Source organism: Chromobacterium sp. LK1, from assembly GCF_001043555.1.
Lineage (GTDB): Bacteria > Pseudomonadota > Gammaproteobacteria > Burkholderiales > Chromobacteriaceae > Chromobacterium > Chromobacterium aquaticum.
The window spans coordinates 20,169-38,446 of record NZ_LDUI01000024.1 but is presented as its reverse complement, the minus strand read 5'-3'; the positions used below and the strand labels follow the sequence as shown (position 1 = coordinate 38,446).

The window sequence follows — 18,278 nt, the reverse complement described above, 5'->3', positions numbered from 1 at the left end:
AGATCAAGGGATAAAGAATCACGGAATACTAATATTGAGAGGCTAAATTATGGCTTCTCCTTTTGTTGTTTGCATTTCAGCCCTGCTCGCCTCTCCGATCAGGGCGTTTTTTTGCGCGTGTCCATGAAAAAAGGCGGCCAGGCCGCCCTTTTCCCACCCTTGCCCCAAAGCGCCGACCGGCGCTCAAAACACCAGCTTGGCCCCGATCAGCCCCAGCATCAGCGCCAGGGTCGGCCGCAACCAGCGTTCCGCCAGCCGCCGCGTCAGCTTGCTGCCCAGCCAGATGCCGGGCAAGGAGCCCAGCAGCAAATTGGCCAGCAGCATCACATCGACATTGCCCAGGCCGGCATGCCCCAACCCGGCCACCAGGGTCAGCGGCACCGCGTGGGCGATCTCGGTGCCCACCAGCCGTGAAGTCGACAAGGCCGGATACAGCAGGAACAAGGCCAGGGTGCCCAAGGCGCCGGCGCCGATGGAACTGAGCGTCACCAGCGCGCCCAGCGCCACGCCGGTGGCGATGGTCAGACCAATGCGCGGCTCGGACGGCAGGCTGACCGCGCCCCCACGATTCAGCCAGCGCAGCAGCAAGGGCTTGCCCAGGATGGCGGCGGCGGTCAGCAGCAAGGCGACGCCCAGCACCAGCTTGAACAAGGTGTCCAGCATCTTCTCGGGCAGATGCAGATAAGACAGGCCGGCCAGCACCAGCAAGGCCGCCGGCACGCTGCCGGCGCTCAGCCAGCCGGCCACGCGCCAATCGACATGACCCTGGCGGTGATGCACCGCCACGCCGCCCATCTTGGTCAGCGCCGCGTACAGCAGATCGGTGCCCACCGCGGTGGCCGGGGAGATGCCGAACCACAGCAAGATGGGCGTCATCAGCGAGCCGCCGCCCACCCCGGTCAGACCGACGATGAAGCCCACCGCCAGCCCCGCGATCGCATATCCCCATTCCATAAACCCGCTCCTGCCGCCTCATTGCAATAGCAGGATGCTACGCCAGTTTCATATAACAATTTATACCGTTTTGAAACAACAATATTCAAAAAATGATTTATCTCAAAGACTTGCCTCGCGGGGTCCACCATCATGCTGCGGTAACATCGCGCCGGTAGCGTGGGCGGAGTTCGCTGCAATGTCCAAGCCCGATTTGCTCCTGATCACAAGCAAACAGGACTTTACAAATCGCGAAAATAGCGTCAATGTCAAAGAGTCGGGGTTTGCCCCGACCTCACACAAGTACGTGACCGAGAGGTGCAAGGATGATGACTTCCCGTATTCCTCTGAGTGTTCGCAGAAAGCAGGCTAGAGACCAGCACGAGAGTTTTCTCTATGCGGTCGCCAAGCCTCAGTTGAGTGATGCTGAGAGGTCGCGCCAACAGAAAGTGCGCCAACGCGCGCACGACCGGGACGATGCCCGGTTCCTGGCCGACCGCTGCGACGACCTGTTCTGAACACCCGCCCGGCGGATTTCCGCCTCATGACGGCTAGCGACCCAGCCTGAAGCCAGGCCGCAGCTCGACTCGCCCGCAAGCCGCGGCGCCGTATCCCACCCGCGCCGCCGTTCCACCGTTTTGCCTCTTGAACTCAGCCCCCGCCGGCAGGCCGCCGGCTGCGCGCCATTTGCGTCGCTCCCATTCCCGCACATAAAAAAAATCTGCTTTCCCGCCAAAACCCGCTCAAAAATGCAAAAAATGCCAGTTTTTCAAACATTTTTATACGATTTTTATCGCCTAACATGGGCTTTTATCGGGTTTTTGACGTGTGCTTGCGTACCTTCTCAGTACTGATTCGAATGGAGATTTTCATGATGGATGTCGTCTATCTGGGACTCTTCCTGCTATTTGGCGCGCTGAGCTACGGCTTCGTCGTCGGCTGCCAACAACTGGGAGACAAGAAATGAGCGTCTGGTATCTGCTCAGCGCCTTGATCGCGCTGGGCCTGCTTGGCTATCTGATCTACGCACTGCTTAAGCCGGAGAATTTTTAATCATGTTCGCCAATTTCATCGGCTCGGCCGCACCCCTGCAGCTGGGCTTGTTCCTGCTGGTGCTGCTGGCGCTGGCCTGGCCGCTGGGCGCCTATATCGCCCGCGTGATGCAGGGCGACAATGTCGGCCCCCTGCGCCTGTTCGCGCCGCTGGAGCGCGGCTTTTACCGGCTGGCCGGCGTCAAGCCGGACGAAGACATGGGCTGGCGCGGCTACGCCGTCGCCTTGCTGCTGTTCAATGTGCTAGGCGCGCTGGCGCTGTACCTGTTGCAGCGCTTGCAGGGCTGGCTGCCGTTCAACCCCCAGGGCATGGGCGCGGTGGCGCCGGATTCCGCGTTCAACACCGCCATTTCCTTCATCACCAACACCAACTGGCAAGGCTACGGCGGCGAGTCCACCATGGGCTATCTGGTGCAGATGCTGGGCCTGACGGTGCAGAACTTCCTGTCCGCCGCCACCGGCGCGGCGGTGGTGCTGGCGCTGGTGCGCGGCTTCGCCCGCCACAGCTCGGCCAAGATCGGCAACTTCTGGGTGGACGTCACCCGCTTCACCCTCTATGTATTGCTGCCGCTGTCCTTCCTGTTCGCGTTGGTGTTCAGCCAGCAGGGCATGATCCAGAACCTGTCCGCCTATCAAGACGTGCAGACGGTGGAAACCACCCATTATCAGCAGCCCAAGACCGATGCCCAGGGCAATGCGGTCAATGGCGCCGACGGCAAGCCGGTGATGATGGACGCCAGCACGCAGAAACAGACGCTGCCGATGGGACCGGTGGCCTCGCAAGAAGCGATCAAGCTGCTGGGCACCAATGGCGGCGGCTTCTTCAACGCCAACTCCGCGCACCCGTTTGAAAACCCCACCCCCTTGACCAACTTCCTGCAAAGCCTGGCCATTTTCCTGATCCCGGCCGCGCTGTGCTTCATGTTCGGCCGCATGGTGGGCGACCAGCGCCAGGGCTGGGCCATCATCGCCGCAATGACGGTGATGTTCGCCTGCGCGGTGGTGGTGGAAACCGGCGCCGAGCAGGCCGGCGTGCCGCAGCTGAGCGCAATGGGCGTGGATCAGCAGGCTAGCCATTTGCAGGCTGGCGGCAATATGGAAGGCAAGGAAGCCCGTTTCGGCATCATCGACACCTCGCTGTTCATCGCGGTGACCACCTCCGCTTCCTGCGGCGCGGTCAATGCGATGCACGATTCGCTGACCCCGATAGGCGGCCTGGTGCCCACCTTCCTGATGCAATTGGGCGAGGTAGTGTTCGGCGGCGTCGGCTCCGGCCTGTATGGCATGCTGATCTTCGCCATCCTGGCGGTGTTCATCGCCGGGCTGATGGTGGGCCGCACCCCGGAATACCTGGGCAAGAAGATAGAAACCTATGAAATGAAGATGACGGCGATCACCATTCTGGTGACCCCCATCCTGGTGCTGACGCTGACCGCCATCGCGGTGCTGGCCGCCTCCGGCAAGGCCGGCATCCTCAACCCCGGCGCCCACGGCTTCAGCGAGGTGCTGTACGCCTTCACCTCGGCCGCCAACAACAATGGCAGCGCCTTCGCCGGCCTGTCCGCCAACACACCGTTCTACAACATCGCCACAGCGGTGGCGATGTTCTTCGGTCGCTTCTTCATGATCGTGCCCATCCTGGCCATCGCCGGTTCGCTGGCCGCCAAGAAACGGCTGGCGGTGAACAGCGGCACCCTGCCCACTCACGGCCCGCTGTTCGTAGTGCTGTTGATAGGCACGGTCTTGCTGGTGGGCGCGCTCAACTATGTTCCCGCGCTGGCGCTGGGCCCGGTCGTCGAGCAATTGCAGATGATCAGCGGCCGTTGAGCCTGACGGGAGGAAGCAAAAATGAACAATATCAATCATTCCAATATCCCGGCCGCCCAGGCGGGCCACCGCAGCGCGGCCAAGTCCATGCTGGACCCCAGCCTGGTGAAACCGGCCATCGTCGACTCCTTCAAGAAGCTGTCGCCGCGCACCCAGTGGCGCAACCCGGTGATGTTCGTCGTCTATATCGGCAGCATCCTGACCAGCGCGCTATGGCTGCAATCGCTGGCCGGCCAGGGCGAGGCGCCGTCCGGCTTCATCCTGGCGGTGGCGCTGTGGCTGTGGTTCACCGTGCTGTTCGCCAACTTCGCCGAGGCGCTGGCCGAGGGCCGCAGCAAGGCCCAGGCGGCCAGCTTGCGCTCGGCCAAGAAGAACGTGGTGGCCAAGAAGCTGTCCGGCCCCAAGCACGACGCCGGCAAGACCGTGATCGACGGCAGCAGCCTGCGCAAGGGCGACTATGTGCTGGTGGAAGCCGGCGATGTGATCCCGGTGGACGGCGAGGTGATCGAAGGCGTGGCCTCGGTGGATGAGTCCGCCATCACCGGCGAATCCGCGCCGGTGATCCGCGAGGCCGGCGGCGATTTCTCCTCGGTCACCGGCGGCACCCGCGTGCTGTCCGACTGGATCGTGGTGCGGATTACCGTCAATCCGGGCGAAACCTTCCTCGACCGCATGATCGCGATGGTGGAAGGCGCCAAGCGCCAGAAAACCCCGAACGAGATCGCGCTGACCATCCTGCTGGTGGCGCTGACCATCGTGTTCCTGGTGGTCACCGTCACCCTGCTGCCCTTCTCGCTGTTCAGCGTGGAAGCGGCCAAGGCCGGCTCGCCGATCACCATCACCACCCTGGTGGCCTTGCTGGTGTGCCTGATCCCCACCACCATCGGCGGCCTCTTGTCCGCCATCGGCGTGGCTGGCATGAGCCGGATGATGGGCGCCAATGTGATCGCCACTTCCGGACGCGCGGTGGAAGCCGCCGGCGACGTGGACGTGCTGCTGTTGGACAAGACCGGCACCATCACCCTGGGCAACCGCCAGGCCTCGGCCTTCATCCCGGCGCCCGGCGTCAGCGAGCAAGCGCTGGCCGACGCCGCCCAGCTGGCCTCGCTGGCCGATGAAACCCCGGAAGGCCGCAGCATCGTGGTGCTGGCCAAGAAGCAGTTCAATCTGCGCCAGCGCGAGCTGGCCAGCCATGAGGCCGTGTTCATTCCCTTCACCGCGCAAACCCGGATGAGCGGCATAGACTACGACGGCCGCCAGATCCGCAAGGGCGCCATCGACGCCATCCGTCGCCACATCGCCGAGCTGGGCGGCCAGTTCCCGGACGCGCTGGCGAAAAGCGCCGATGAAGTGGCGCGCCGCGGCTCCACCCCGTTGTTGGTGGCGGAAGGCAATCGCGCCTTGGGCGTGATCGAGCTGAAGGACATCGTCAAGGGCGGCATCAAGGAGCGTTTCGCCGAGCTGCGCCAGATGGGCATCAAGACGGTGATGATCACCGGCGACAACCCGCTGACCGCCGCCGCCATCGCCGCCGAGGCCGGCGTGGACGACTACCTGGCCGAGGCGACGCCGGAAGCCAAGCTCAAGCTGATCCGCAGCCATCAGGCCGAGGGCAAGCTGGTGGCGATGACCGGCGACGGCACCAACGACGCCCCGGCGCTGGCCCAGGCCGACGTGGCGGTGGCGATGAACACCGGCACCCAGGCGGCCAAGGAAGCCGGCAATATGGTGGATCTAGATTCCAACCCCACCAAGCTGATCGAGATCGTGGAAATCGGCAAGCAAATGCTGATGACGCGCGGTTCGCTGACCACCTTCTCCATCGCCAACGACGTGGCCAAGTACTTCGCCATCATCCCGGCCGCCTTCGCCAGCACTTATCCGCAGCTGAACGCGCTGAACGTGATGGGCCTGAATAGCCCGGCCTCGGCCATCATGTCGGCGGTGATCTTCAACGCCATCATCATCGTGTTCCTGATCCCGCTGGCGCTGAAGGGCGTGAAATATCACGCCAAGAGCGCGGCGGAGCTGCTGCGCGGCAATCTGCTGGTCTACGGCCTGGGCGGCCTGCTGGTGCCCTTCGCCGGCATCAAGCTGATCGACATGCTGCTGGGCGCGCTGAACCTGGCATGAGCACTGAAAGGACTATGCAAATGAAACTGTTACGCCCATTGCTGGTGGTGTTCGGCGGCCTGAGCCTGATCACCGGCCTCACCTACCCGCTGCTGACCACCGGAGCCGCCCAGGCGCTGTTCCCGTTCCAGGCCAATGGCAGCCTGCTCCAACGCGACGGCAAGCTCGTCGGCTCGCGGCTGATAGGCCAGAACTTCACCGGGCCGCAATATTTCTGGGGCCGCCCGTCCGCCACCGGTACTATGCCGTACAATGCCGGCGGGTCCAGCGGTTCCAATCTGGGTCCCACCAACCCGGCGCAGCTGGACGCGGTGAAAGCCAATGTGGCGCGCATCCGCGCCGCTCACCCGGCGCAGAGCGGTCCGGTGCCGGTGGACCTGGTCACCGCCTCCGCCAGCGGCCTGGACCCGGAGATTTCCGCCGCCGCGGCTTTCTACCAGTTGGAGCGCGTCGCCGCCGCCCGCAAGATGGAGCCGGCCGCGCTGCGCAAGCTGGTGGAAAGCCGGGTGACCGGCGAAACCTTCGGCCTGCTTGGCGAACCGCGCGTCAATGTGCTGGAATTGAACCTGGCGCTGGATCAGGCCGCCAAGGCCTGATCGACCCGCGGCGCCGGGACGGAGCGGGACTCGCTCCGCCCCGGCGCCGATGAATTGAGCCGTAAAGACCGAAGCAAAGCGCATATGACCGATTCCCGTCCCGATCCGGACGCCCTGCTCGATGAGCTCAAACGCGAAGAACTGGACGCCCAGCGCGGTCGGCTGAAGATTTTCTTCGGCGCCTGCGCCGGCGTCGGCAAAACCTACGCCATGCTGGCCGCGGCCCGCGCCAAGCGTCAGGACGGCGCGACGGTGCTGGTGGGCGTGGTGGAAACCCATGGCCGCAAGGAAACCCAGGAACAGCTGGCCGATCTGGACGTGCTGCCGCCGCGGCGGATCGCCTACAAGGGCCACGAGCTGTCGGAGTTCGACCTGGACGCGGCGCTGGAACGCCGGCCGCAGCTGATCCTGATGGACGAGTTCGCCCACTCCAACGCGCCCGGCTCGCGTCACCCCAAACGCTGGCAGGACGTGGAAGAACTGCTGGCCGCCGGCATCGACGTCTACACCTCGCTCAATGTCCAGCACTTGGAAAGCCTGAACGACGTGGTCGGCCAGATCACCGGCATCGTGGTGCGCGAAACCCTGCCCGACCACGTGTTCGACCGCGCCGACGAAGTCGCGCTGGTGGACCTGCCGCCGGATGAATTGCTGGGCCGGCTGGCCGCCGGCAAGGTCTATCTGCCGCAGCAGGCCGAGCGCGCGGTGAAGAACTTCTTCCGCAAGGGCAATCTGCTGGCGCTGCGCGAACTGGCGCTGCGCCGCACCGCCGACCGCGTCGACGCGCAGATGCGCGCCTACCGCGCCGATCAGTCCATCAACCCGGTATGGCACGCGCGCGAACGGCTGCTGGTCTGCGTCGGCGCCAGCGCCGGCATCGATAAACTGATCCGCAGCGCCAAACGCCTGGCCGCCAGCCTGGACGCTGACTGGATCGCCGTTTACGTGGAAACGCCGCAGCAGCGCAAGCTGTCCGAAGAGCAACGCGCGCGCGTGCTCAAGGGCCTGAAACTGGCGCAGGAGCTGGGCGCGGAAACCACGGTGCTGGGCGGCAGCGAACTGGCGCCCACGCTGCTGGCCTATGCCCGCAGCCGCAATGCGTCCAAGCTGGTGCTGGGCAAATCCACGCGCGGCGGCTGGTCGCGCTTGTGGCGCCGCTCGCTGGCCAGTGAGCTGAGCCGCCGTTCCAGCGATGTCGACCTGTACGTGGTGGCCCACGAGCAGGAAGACGCCGCCAGCGCCGATGCCAAAACCGGCGGCAGCCTGCTGTTCGAAGACCATGAACACCCGCGCTCGCACTTCGGCTACCTCGCCGCCTTCGTCGCCTGCCTGCTGACCACGGCGCTGGCCGGCCTGCTGATTCCGCATGTGGCGCTGGCCAACGACATCATGATCTACCTGCTGGTGGTGGTGCTGGTGTCGGTACGCTACGGCCGCGGCCCCGGCATGCTGGCCTCGCTGCTGTCGGTGGCCTCCTTCGATTTCTTCTTCGTGCCGCCGCATATGTCGTTCGCGGTGTCCGACACTCAATACCTGATGACCTTCGTGGTGATGTTGCTGGTGGCCGCCATCATCAGCCAGCTCACCGCCCGGTTGCGCTTCGAAGCCAATATCTCCACCTATCGCGAACGCCGCACCCGCGCGCTGTACGATCTGGGCCGCGAACTGGCCGGCGCGCTGACCGCCGCCCAGATCGTCGACACCGCCGTCGGCCGGCTGGAGCCGCTGTTCAGCGCCAAAGTCAGCCTGTTCCTGCCCAATAGCGGCGACGAGGTGCGCCTGGCCGGAGAAGAGCACGGCTATGCCGACGTCGGCGTCGCGCAATGGGTTTACGACCACCAGCAGCCGGCCGGCCTAGGCACCAATACCCTGCCCGCCAACCCCGCGCTCTATGTGCCGCTGCGCGCGCCGATGCGCAATCGCGGCGTGATCGCTCTCCTGCCCGAGGTCACCGACCAGGCCTTCCTGCCGGAGCAGCAGCGCTTGCTGGAAACCTGCGCCGCCCAGATCGCGCTGGCGCTGGAGCGCGTGCATTACGTGGAAGTGGCGCAGGACGCCATCGTGGCGATGGAATCCGAACGGCTGCGCAACAGCGTGCTGTCGGTGGTGTCCCATGACTTGCGCACGCCGCTGACCACCATGGCCGGCCTGTCCGAGCGGCTGTGCTCGTCCAGCATGGACGACGGCCAGCGCGCCGAGATCGCCGCCGCCATCCAGGACGAGGCGCTGCGCATGAACAAGCTGGTGACCAATCTGCTGGACATGGCGCGGCTGCAATCCGGCGTCAAGCTGAACAAGGAATGGCAAATGCTGGACGAGGTGGTGGGCAGCGCGCTGCGCGCCGCCGAGCGCGGCCTGCGCGGCCGGGAACTGAGGCTGGAGCTGGCGCCGGATCTGCCGGTGCTGGAATACGACGCGGTGCTGCTGGAGCGGGTGCTGGTCAACCTATTGGAAAACGCCGGCAAATACACGCCGCCGGGCAGCCATATCACGCTGGCGGCCTGGCGCGAAGGCGCGGAAGTGCTGGTATCGGTCAGCGACGACGGCCCCGGCCTGCCGCCCAATATGGAACAGCGCGCCTTCGATAAATTCTCGCGCGGCACGGCGGAATCCAGCACCCCCGGCGTGGGCCTGGGGCTGGCGATCTGCCGCTCCATCGTGGAAATCCACGGCGGCCGCATCAGTGCGCGCAACCGCGCGCCGCACGGCGCGGAATTCCGCTTCAGCCTGCCGGCCGGGCACGCACCGGCGCTGCCGACGGAAGAAACGCCCTAACCCCAAAGAAACCCATGACCATGCAAGACGCACCGATCAGCATCGTCGTCATCGAAGACGAAAAACCGATACGCCGCTTTCTGAGCGCGGCGCTGGAAGAAGAAGGCCTGACCGTCCACGAGGCGGAAACCGGCAAGCAAGGCCTGATCGAAGTGGCCACCCGCAAGCCGGATCTGGTGATCCTGGACCTGGGCCTGCCGGACATGAACGGCCAGGACACCATCAAGCAGCTGCGCGAATGGACCGACCTGCCCATCCTGGTCTTGTCCGCGCGCACCCAGGAAACCGAGAAAGTGGCGGCGCTGGACGCCGGCGCCGACGACTATCTGACCAAGCCCTTCGGCGTGGCCGAATGCTTGGCGCGCGTCCGCGTGCTGCTGCGCCGCCGCACCCACGGCAGCGCCGCCGCGCAGCAGCTGTTCCAGTTCGGCGACATCAAGGTGGACCTGGTCAACCGCCAGGTGGCCAAGGCGGAGACGGCGGTGCACCTGACGCCGATAGAATACCGGCTGCTGTCCACCTTGATCCGCAACGCCGGCAAGGTGATCACCCATCGCGAGCTGCTGCTGGCGGTGTGGGGACCGTCGTTCTCGGAGCACAACCAGTATCTGCGCGTCTATATGGGCCACCTGCGGCAGAAGCTGGAAGACAATCCGGCGATGCCGCGCCACATCCTCACCGAGACCGGAGTCGGCTATCGGCTGGTGGAGGGCTGAGCGCATCGCCGCTTAGAGCCTGTTTACGATCTCGCATGCAAGGGCGAGACAAGGCGAAAATGGCTGAGAAAGCGGAATGCACATTCAGTACATGAGCATTTCGAAGCTGTACTCACCGTGTCACGTCTCACGACGCGCAGCAGACTTTGAACAGGTTCTTAGAAGCTGTTCATGCTCCAGGGAGCCAGGGCCGCGCGCAGCCGCTCACGCGCTGCGCCCCACCCCGTTCTCCACCGCGAACACCGCCGCCTGCACCCGGCTGCTGAGGCTGAGCTTCTTCAGAATGTTCTGCACATGGATCTTGACCGTGCTCTCCGCCAGATCCAGGCTGCGCGCGATTTCCTTATTGCTCTTGCCCTGGGCCAGGAAACCGAGGATTTCACGCTCGCGCGGGGTCAGCCGGTCCAGCTCCTGCTCCGCCGGTTCCACCGGCGCCGCCGCGCCGTGGCGGAACTGGGCCATCAGTTTGGCGGTCATCGAATCGCTCATCACCGATTCACCGGCGGCGGCGCGCGCCACCGCCTGGGTCAGGAAGTCGGCGTCGATGTTTTTCAATAGATAGCCTCGCGCGCCAGCCTTCAAGGCCGCGGTCAGATCGTCGGCCTCCTCGGACACGGTCAGCATCACCACCGCCCGCTTGGCTTGATCCTGCAGCATCAGCGTCAGCGCTTCCACGCCGGAAATGCCCGGCATGTTCAGGTCCAGCAACACCACGTCCGGGTCCAGCTGCCTGGCCAGCTTGACGCCCTCGGCGCCGTCCGCTGCCTCGCCGACCACGTCGAAGCCGGCCTGGCGCGCCAATAAGGCCTTGATTCCACTGCGGAACAAGGTGTGATCGTCCACCAGCAGAATGCGTATGCTCTGTTCAGACATCTTCAAGTCCAGAGGTTTTTAAATTCAGATATGGACAGTATGAGAGTTGTCCTCACCGCGCGCCAGTTTCTCTGGACTTGTTCCAAGTCCGGCGAGCTGGCGCGCGACCAGGCCGAGCCGCCGGGCAAGCGGAATGCGGCAAGGGGTAATGAGCATCTCGCAGCGCTACTCACCATGCCACGCCTCACGAAACGCAGCGGACTTTGAACAGGTTCTCAGGCCGCCAGGCGCCGCGCGCGCGGCAGCAACAGGCTGACCATGGTGCCGGCGTCCGGCGTGGATTCGATATCCAGCTGCAGGCCGGCGCGTTGCGCGCGCTCCTGCATGATGGACAGGCCGAAATGGCCGTCGCCCTTGTTGCGCACCGTGTCCAGGTCGAAACCGACGCCGTTGTCCAGCACGCTGAGCACGAACACCTCGCCGTCGTCGCTGAGGCTGACCGTGACCTGGCTGGCCTCGGCGTGCTTGCGCACATTGGACAGCGCTTCTTGCAGGATGAACAGGATCTGCAACTGCTGCTCCGGCCGCAATGGCGCGCCGGCGCCGGTGGAGCGCAGTTCCACCCGCAGCTTGGTCTGCTTGCGGAATTTGTCCAGCAGGCTGCTCACCGCCTGGCCCAGGCTTTCCGACAGCTTGGAACGGAAGTTGTTGAGCAGCTCGCGCACATCGTCGTAGCTTTCCTGGACGCCGGCCTCGAACAAGGCCAGGGTGTCGTCCACCAGGCCAGGATCGCCGCTGTCCAGCGCCTGGCGCATGATCTGGGTTTGCAGGTTCAGGAAGGACAAGCCCTGGGCGATGCTGTCGTGCAGGCCCTGCGCCACCAGGTTGCGCTCCTCCAGCACCGCCAGTTCGCGTTCCTTGGCCGCCAGCCGCAGGTTCTCGATCGCCACCGCCAGATGCTGGCCCAGCATCTCCAGCTGCCGCACCTGCTGCGGCGGCAGGATGCGCGCCTGGCGGAAGTGCAGATTGAAAATGCCCAAGGTGCGGTTCTGCGTCGCCACCGGAAAGGCGCTGACCACGCGGAAGCCTTCGCGGCTGCATTGCTTGTCCGCGCGGCCGCCCATATTCTCCACCCGGCTCTCGGCCATGGCGGCGGCTTCGCCGCACAGGCAGTCGCCCACCTTCAGGCAATGTTCCTCGCGCAGCAGCGCTTCCGGCAGGCCGTCGTCGGCCACCACGAATACCAGTCCCTGGCCGTGATCGGTCAAGCGCACCGCGCCGCCATCGGCGTCGAAGGCGCGCATCACCCGGGCGAGGAAGCCCTTGCACAAGGCTTCCAGCGGCTGGGACTGATTGCAGAAGGAGGTGATTTCGTACAGCAGCGCCAATTCCTGGTTTTTCTGCTGCAGGCTGGCGGTCTTGCTGCGCACCCGCTCTTCCAGCGTGGCCAGCGATTCGGACAGGCATTCGGCCATCAGATTGAAGCCGGTGCTGACCTGGCCGAACTCGTCGTCGGTCTCCACCGGCACCCGCACGCTGTAATCGCCGGCCGCCAGCCGGCGTATGCCCTGGTGCAGCTTGTCCAGCGGCCGCAGCACGATCAGCAGCATCAGATAGATCAGCGCGACGGTGCCGACCACCGCCATGCTGGCGAGCAAGAGCTGCAGCAGGCGCAGATAATCGGTATTGCGCGCGTTATAAGCCTCCATGCCGCTGACGAAGGTGTTGATGTCCGCCACGTAGAGCGCCACGCGCTCGGCGAAACGGGCGGCCTCCGCGGTATTGTCGGCGGGCCGCGTCAACGCGTCCTGCAGCACCGGTTTCAGTTGCGCGCGCCACTGCTCTTCCACCTGGGTCAGCGCCTGCTGGATGTCGGCCTCGCGCGGCACCAGCAACGGGCGCGCCGGATCGCCGCGGCGCAGCCGTTGCAAGATCTGCTCATAACTGGCCATGTCGCGGCGCAGCGCGTCCGCACGCGCGCCGTCCTGGCCGCTGAGCTGCAGATCCAGCGCCATGCGGGTAACCCGCATGCGCAGACTGCCGGCGTCGTTGATCGCCGCCGCGCCGCCTTCCTGCTGCCAGGACAGCCACAGCGTGGCGCCGATGGAACCCAGCGCCACCACCAGAAAGGCCGCCAGCACGCCGACGATCTTGGCGCTGAGCCGCTGGCCCAGCGGGCCGCCCAACACCGGCGAGACGTTCAGCCGCATCGCCGCGGCCCTAGCCACCGGTCATCGACATGAATCGCACCAGCTTTTGCGGCTTTTCGCTGAATTCATGACGCTCCGGTTTCAGTTCTATCGCCCCGCGGATCGCCGCTTCCAGCTCGGCGTCGGAAATGCCAGCGCGCAGCAGCGGGCGCAGTTCGAAACTTTCTTCCTGGCCCAGACACATGTACAAGGTGCCGTCCACCGATAGCCGCACCCGGTTGCAGGTGGCGCAGAAGTGTTGGGAAATGGGGGTAATCAGGCCCAGCGAGAAGCCGCCGTCCTGGGTTTTCCAGTAGCGGGCCGGGCCGCCGCCCAGCGTGGCCGCCTGTTCCACTAGCTTGAACTCGGTTTGCAGCTGACGCAGCACCGGCTGCAGGTCCAGGTAGTTGGCGGCGCGGCCGGTATCGCCCATCGGCATGGCTTCGATCAGCCGCAGCACGAAACCATGCTCGATACAGAAGGCGACCATGGCGCCGATATCGGCGTCGTTGACGTCCTTCATCGCCACCATATTGATCTTGATCGGAGAAAAGCCGGCGTCCTTGGCCGCCATCAGGCCTTCCATCACCCGCGGCAGGCTGTCGCTGCCGGTGATGTCATGCACGCAATCGCGGCGCAAGGAGTCCAGGCTGACATTGACGCGGCTGACCCCGGCGGCGCGCAGCGCCTGGGCGTGGCGCGCCAACTGGGTGGCGTTGCTGGTCAGCGACAGATCGTTGAGGCCGGGCAGCGCGGACAGGCGCGCCGCCAGTTCCGGCAGATTGCGGCGCAGCAGCGGTTCGCCGCCGGTCAGCCGCAAACGCCGCGTGCCCAGGCGCGCGAAAGCCGCCACCACGCGTTCGATTTCGTCGAAAGTCAGCCAGTTGGCCGGTTCTTCGAAGCCTTTGAAGCCTTTGGGCAGGCAGTAATTGCAACGCAGGTCGCAGCGGTCGGTCACGGACAGACGCAGATATTCGATGGAGCGCCCGAAGCGGTCGGTAAGCATGAGTTCCTCCATGGCAGCCAATGATACCGCTTAGTCGCAACCAAGTGGCCCGGCTGTCGCCGCCAATCTGAGATATTTCCAGATTCCATTTTACTAGCTAGACCAACAATTCGCAGTCCAACCAAAGCACGCTGGCCCCTAGTCACTTGTAACTAGGGGCCAGTCGGCTGAATTGAAGCCTGGGGGCCGGGTGGAGCCGCGCTCACCAGGGTGGGCCAGCGCGGCTATTAGACGTGCTTGAACTTATCCACCAACTCCACCAACTGACCGGCGGAGGCGTTGAGCCGGTCGGACAAGTCCGCCACCTCCTGCACCAGGCCGGAGTTTTCCTCGGCCAGGGACGCGATCACGCTGATATTGTTGGCCACCTCGCCGCTGGCTGCGGTCTGCTGCGCCATCGCCGCCGCGGTGCCCTGGCTCTTGGCGGCCGCCTCGCTGGCCTCGTCGTGGATTTCATCCAGATCGTGCACGGTCTGGCCCACCAGTTCCAGGCCAGACTCCATGCGCTGCCGCGCCTCCTGCATATGATGGGCGGCGGTCTGAGTCTCGCCGCGGATGTCTTCGATCAAGGACGTGATGTCCAGCGTCTCCTTGCCGGTGCGTTCGGCCAGCTTGCGCACCTCGTCGGCCACCACCGCGAAGCCGCGGCCCATCTCCCCGGCGCGCGCGGCCTCGATCGCCGCGTTCAAGGCCAAGAGATTGGTCTGGTCGGCGATTTCGCGGATGGCGGTGATGATGGAGCGGATGTCCTCGGACTTCTGCTGCAGGGCCTCGATCCGGCCGCCGGCGTCACCCAGCACCGATGAGGTCTGGTTCATCGCCTGGGTGGTGCTGCGCATGCGTTCGCGGCCATCGCTGACACTGCTCTGCATCTGCTGCGCCACGTTCAGCGACAGCCGGGTATTGGCGCTGACCGACTCTATGCCCGCGCTCATCTCCTCCACCGCGGCGGCGATGCCGGCCGCCGACTGGCTTTGCGCCTCCGATGCCTTGGCCGCGCGGTGGGATATCCCCAGCATCGCATTGGCCGCGTCCACCAGGGAATGGGCATTGCCGTTAACCTGGTTCAGCGTCTTGGCGAAGGCTTCCACCAAGTGATCGAAGGCCTTGCCCATGCGCGCGATCTCGTCCTGCCCCTGAATGCCGGCGCGCGGACGCAGATCAAAATCCCGGCTCATCGAGGTCATCAGCAGTTCCAGCCGCCGTACCGGTCCATGGATGCCGCGGTAGATGGCGAAGCCCAGGCCGCCCAACAGCAGGATCACCAGCGCGGAGCCGCCCAGCGTCACCCATAGATCGGTGCGCGCCTGGGACACCTTGGCGGCGACCTGGCGCGCCAGATCGTCCAGCAATTGATCCTGCAGCGTCTTCAAGGCGCCGATGCGCTTGCTCGCCGCCTGGAACCATTGCTCCGGCGCCACGCCGGCCGGCTGGCCCAGCGGCTGGCTCAACAGCTTCTCGCGCAGCGCCTGCACCGCCTTGGCTTCCTCGCCGCCTTCCATCGCGTCGACGCGGCCGCGCAGGGCGTCATCCGCCATCAGCCGCAGCTGGCCGGCGCAGGCGGCTTGCTTGGCGTTCAGGCCCGCGGCCTGGCCGAAGCTTTTCTGGTCGAAGGCGCCGCCGCTGAGCACGCCGTTGACGTAGCCGCGCTCGCGGCCGGCGAACTCCTTCTCGCATTGCAGGCTGAGCAAGGCCGCGGTGCTGCGCAGCAGATCGCCGTCGCTATTGGCTTGCGCCAGCTTGGCGATCAGGCCGATCAAGGCGTCGATACGGCTGGAATAGGCGGTGAAAGCCTCGGCCGCCGGCGTCGCGCGTTTTTCCACGTCGGCGCGCAATGGCGCCAGGCCGTCCAACTGCCCGCTCAGGGCGGACAGATCGCCGGCCAGGCTGCTGGCGGCGTGATTGGCCGCCTCGTCGCGGAAGGCGGCCAGGTCCTTGTCGCTGACCGCGCGCGCCTGCTGCAAGGGCGGCGGCAGGCTGGCGGCGTGGCCGTTGAGAAAGCCGTTGCTCAGGCCGCGCTCGGTCTGCAAATCATGGATCAACTGGCTGGAACGCGCCGCCACCTGGATCAGGCGATCCGAGCGTTGCAACTCCGACAGGGTCTGGAAGCGATCAACGGCCAGCACCGAGGCGAGGCCGATCAGGGCGGCGGAAAAAGGCAGCAGCAGCAATAGCAGCTTGCTGGCGAGGGATAGCCTGGACAGCATGGCGGGCTCCGATCTCTATCGACTGTTTCTCTTGATTTTCCATGACAATGGAAACCAACACCCATCAATATAGATCAAGCCCGGTTCATGCTGAATACTGCGATAGGTTTAATGCCAATGGCCGGCTGGACAGCGGCGGCAGCTCAGCAACGGCCTTTCTTGGCCTGGCCCGGCGGGCAGAAATAGCCCTTGTCGCGGTGATGGCGGTGGTGACGATGCTTGCGATAGCGGCGGCCGTCGTCGTCGCGGCGTTCCGACGCCGCCGGCTTGCCGTAGTCGTGGCCGATGGCCGCGCCGGAAGCGCCGCCCACCGCGCCGCCGATGATGGCGCCGTTGCGGCCGCCCACTGCCTCGCCCACCGCCGCGCCGGCCGCGCCGCCCAGCGCGCCGCCGACGATGGTGGAAGTATCCGCCAGGGCGGTGGAGGCCAGGCCGGCCAGGCTCAGCGAAATGATGACAAGTGCGCGTTTCATGCGGCTAACTCCCGAATTTGAACAGATGGCCCAGATTAACCGTTTGGTTGACAGCCAGCTGTATCGAATTGTTAGGGATTGTTCGCTCTTGTTAGTACTACACAACTTCTCGAATTTATATGTAGCCGGACGGCATGAAAAAATGGCGGAGCCCCCCAAGGCGCTCCGCCATTTTTCATTCGAACCTTAACGATCCTGCGGGATCAGCCCCGCGGCCGCACCAGCTGCCAGGCCCGGCCCAGATAGCTCACCGCGCCGAAGCCGCTCCACACGTGCACCAGGCGGGTGAACGGGAAGATCACGAACAAGCTCATGCCCATGAACAGGTGCGCCTTGAACACCGGCGAGGCGTCGACGATGAAGATGGCCGCGTCGCCGCGCAGGGTGACGATGTGCTGGGCCCAGCTCATCAGCAACACCATTTCGTGGCCGTCCAGATGCTGCGCCGACACCGCGATGGTGCTGAGGCCCAGCAGCAAGGTGGCCAGAATCCACAGCAACACCAGCTTGTCGCGCCAGGTGGTGTTGGCCGCCAGCCGGTCACAGGTAAAGCGACGGTGCAGCAGGATCAGGATGCCGATCAGGCACAGGCCGCCCATGATGCCGCCGGCCGTCATCGCGAACACTTGCTTGAAGCTGTGGCTGACACCCAGCGCGTCCCATACCGCCAGCGGGGTCAGCAGGCCCACCAGATGGCCGAAGAACAGGCCGATGATGCCGAGGTGGAACAGGATGTTGCCCAGCCGCAGCTGGCCGCGGTACAGCAACTGCGAGGATTCGCTCTTCCAGCTGTATTGCTCGCGGTCGAAGCGGATCAGGCTGCCCAGCAGGAACACCGCCAGCGCGATGTAGGGGTAGATGCCGAATACGAATTGGTGCAGATAGTTCATGTTGCTCTCCTGGCAGCGGGATTCAGCCCTGCGGCCGCTGCGGGTAAAAATTCACCGGGGCGATGGCCGGCCGCGCCGGCTTCAGCAGCGGCTCCACGCCGTCCGCGCCGGGGCCGAAGGTCTCCAGCATCTCGTCCATGTCGCGCACCGGCGGCACGGTCAGCGCTTCCGGCGCCACCGGCGACAGCAGCACCAGCCCCTGCAACACGCCGGCGTAGTGGGAATGGCTGTCGGCCAGCTTGGCGGCGACGTGGGCGATCACATGCACCGCATCGGAAAGCAGGCGGGTGGCCTCCTCCGGCTGGCACTGCCCCAGGAACTCCAGGAACAGCGGCAGGTAGTCCGGCAGCTCGTTCGCAGCCGGCTCGAAACCCTGGGCCTGGTACTCGGCCAACAGGTCCACCATGGCCTGGCCGCGGGCGCGGTCCTCGCCGTGGATATGCTCGAACAGGTGCAGCGAGTGGCTGGGATTGCGGTCGAAGGTCTGCACATAGCGTTCTTGCAGCGTGATCAGATCCTCGCCCTCCAGCGACAGCAGCAGCGGTTCCAGCAGCCGGGCGACGCGCGGCTCGGCCGCCACTTCGGCGCGGATGTCGTCCGCCGCCGCGAGCAGCTCCGGCTCCGGGTAGCACAGCAGCGCCGACATTGCCTGATAGATGCGCATGGCG

General features: G+C 65.2%; 14 protein-coding genes. 6 read left to right on the top strand and 8 right to left on the bottom strand.

Annotated elements, in window-relative coordinates; translation table 11 throughout:
• Positions 1-183 precede the first annotated feature (183 nt).
• Positions 184-954, bottom strand: a complete 771-nt coding sequence (locus tag VI26_RS11175) for a sulfite exporter TauE/SafE family protein (protein WP_048409828.1) — start codon at positions 952-954, stop codon at positions 184-186.
• A gap of 942 nt (positions 955-1,896) precedes the next feature.
• On the opposite strand from VI26_RS11175, the gene kdpF reads away from it, so the two are divergent.
• The 6 genes from kdpF to kdpE all read left to right on the top strand — a co-directional run bounded on the left by kdpF (position 1,897) and on the right by kdpE (position 10,032).
• Positions 1,897-1,986 carry a K(+)-transporting ATPase subunit F gene (gene kdpF, locus VI26_RS23855; RefSeq protein ID WP_019103745.1) on the top strand — a complete coding sequence of 30 codons (90 nt, stop codon included), beginning with the start codon at positions 1,897-1,899 and terminating at the stop codon, positions 1,984-1,986.
• Between the two features lie 2 nt (positions 1,987-1,988).
• The gene (gene kdpA / locus VI26_RS11165; protein ID WP_082151011.1) at positions 1,989-3,812 is read left to right on the top strand and encodes a potassium-transporting ATPase subunit KdpA; all 1,824 of its coding nucleotides are present in this window, start codon (positions 1,989-1,991) and stop codon (positions 3,810-3,812) included.
• A gap of 87 nt (positions 3,813-3,899) precedes the next feature.
• Positions 3,900-5,945, top strand: a complete 2,046-nt coding sequence (kdpB, locus tag VI26_RS11160; RefSeq protein WP_197081440.1) for a potassium-transporting ATPase subunit KdpB — start codon at positions 3,900-3,902, stop codon at positions 5,943-5,945.
• Positions 5,946-5,965: 20 nt separating this feature from the next.
• A complete protein-coding gene (gene kdpC / locus VI26_RS11155; protein ID WP_048409857.1) occupies positions 5,966-6,541 on the top strand; it encodes a potassium-transporting ATPase subunit KdpC in 576 nt (191 codons plus the stop codon).
• Between the two features lie 84 nt (positions 6,542-6,625).
• Positions 6,626-9,316 (top strand): DUF4118 domain-containing protein, encoded by a 2,691-nt coding sequence (locus VI26_RS11150; RefSeq protein ID WP_048409825.1) that lies wholly within the window; start codon positions 6,626-6,628, stop codon positions 9,314-9,316.
• 20 nt (positions 9,317-9,336) lie between these two features.
• Positions 9,337-10,032 (top strand): two-component system response regulator KdpE, encoded by a 696-nt coding sequence (gene kdpE / locus VI26_RS11145; protein WP_048409856.1) that lies wholly within the window; start codon positions 9,337-9,339, stop codon positions 10,030-10,032.
• Positions 10,033-10,236: 204 nt separating this feature from the next.
• Here the strand turns inward: kdpE and VI26_RS11140 are convergent, their stop codons facing one another.
• From VI26_RS11140 to narJ, 7 genes are all read right to left on the bottom strand, one after another.
• On the bottom strand, positions 10,237-10,905 hold the full coding sequence (locus tag VI26_RS11140; RefSeq protein ID WP_048409855.1) for a response regulator: 669 nt from the start codon (positions 10,903-10,905) through the stop codon (positions 10,237-10,239).
• 215 nt (positions 10,906-11,120) lie between these two features.
• On the bottom strand, positions 11,121-13,055 hold the full coding sequence (locus VI26_RS11135; RefSeq protein WP_048409824.1) for a type IV pili methyl-accepting chemotaxis transducer N-terminal domain-containing protein: 1,935 nt from the start codon (positions 13,053-13,055) through the stop codon (positions 11,121-11,123).
• A 10-nt stretch (positions 13,056-13,065) separates the two neighbouring features.
• Entirely contained in the window at positions 13,066-14,040 is a 975-nt protein-coding gene (moaA, locus tag VI26_RS11130; RefSeq protein ID WP_048409823.1) for a GTP 3',8-cyclase MoaA, read from the bottom strand.
• Positions 14,041-14,267: 227 nt separating this feature from the next.
• A complete protein-coding gene (locus VI26_RS11125; protein WP_048409822.1) occupies positions 14,268-16,247 on the bottom strand; it encodes a methyl-accepting chemotaxis protein in 1,980 nt (659 codons plus the stop codon).
• 143 nt (positions 16,248-16,390) lie between these two features.
• On the bottom strand, positions 16,391-16,720 hold the full coding sequence (locus VI26_RS11120; RefSeq protein ID WP_048409821.1) for a glycine zipper domain-containing protein: 330 nt from the start codon (positions 16,718-16,720) through the stop codon (positions 16,391-16,393).
• A gap of 203 nt (positions 16,721-16,923) precedes the next feature.
• Positions 16,924-17,610 (bottom strand): respiratory nitrate reductase subunit gamma, encoded by a 687-nt coding sequence (gene narI / locus VI26_RS11115; RefSeq protein WP_048409820.1) that lies wholly within the window; start codon positions 17,608-17,610, stop codon positions 16,924-16,926.
• A 22-nt stretch (positions 17,611-17,632) separates the two neighbouring features.
• Positions 17,633-18,274 (bottom strand): nitrate reductase molybdenum cofactor assembly chaperone, encoded by a 642-nt coding sequence (gene narJ / locus VI26_RS11110; protein WP_048409819.1) that lies wholly within the window; start codon positions 18,272-18,274, stop codon positions 17,633-17,635.
• Between the last annotated feature and the right edge of the window lie 4 nt (positions 18,275-18,278).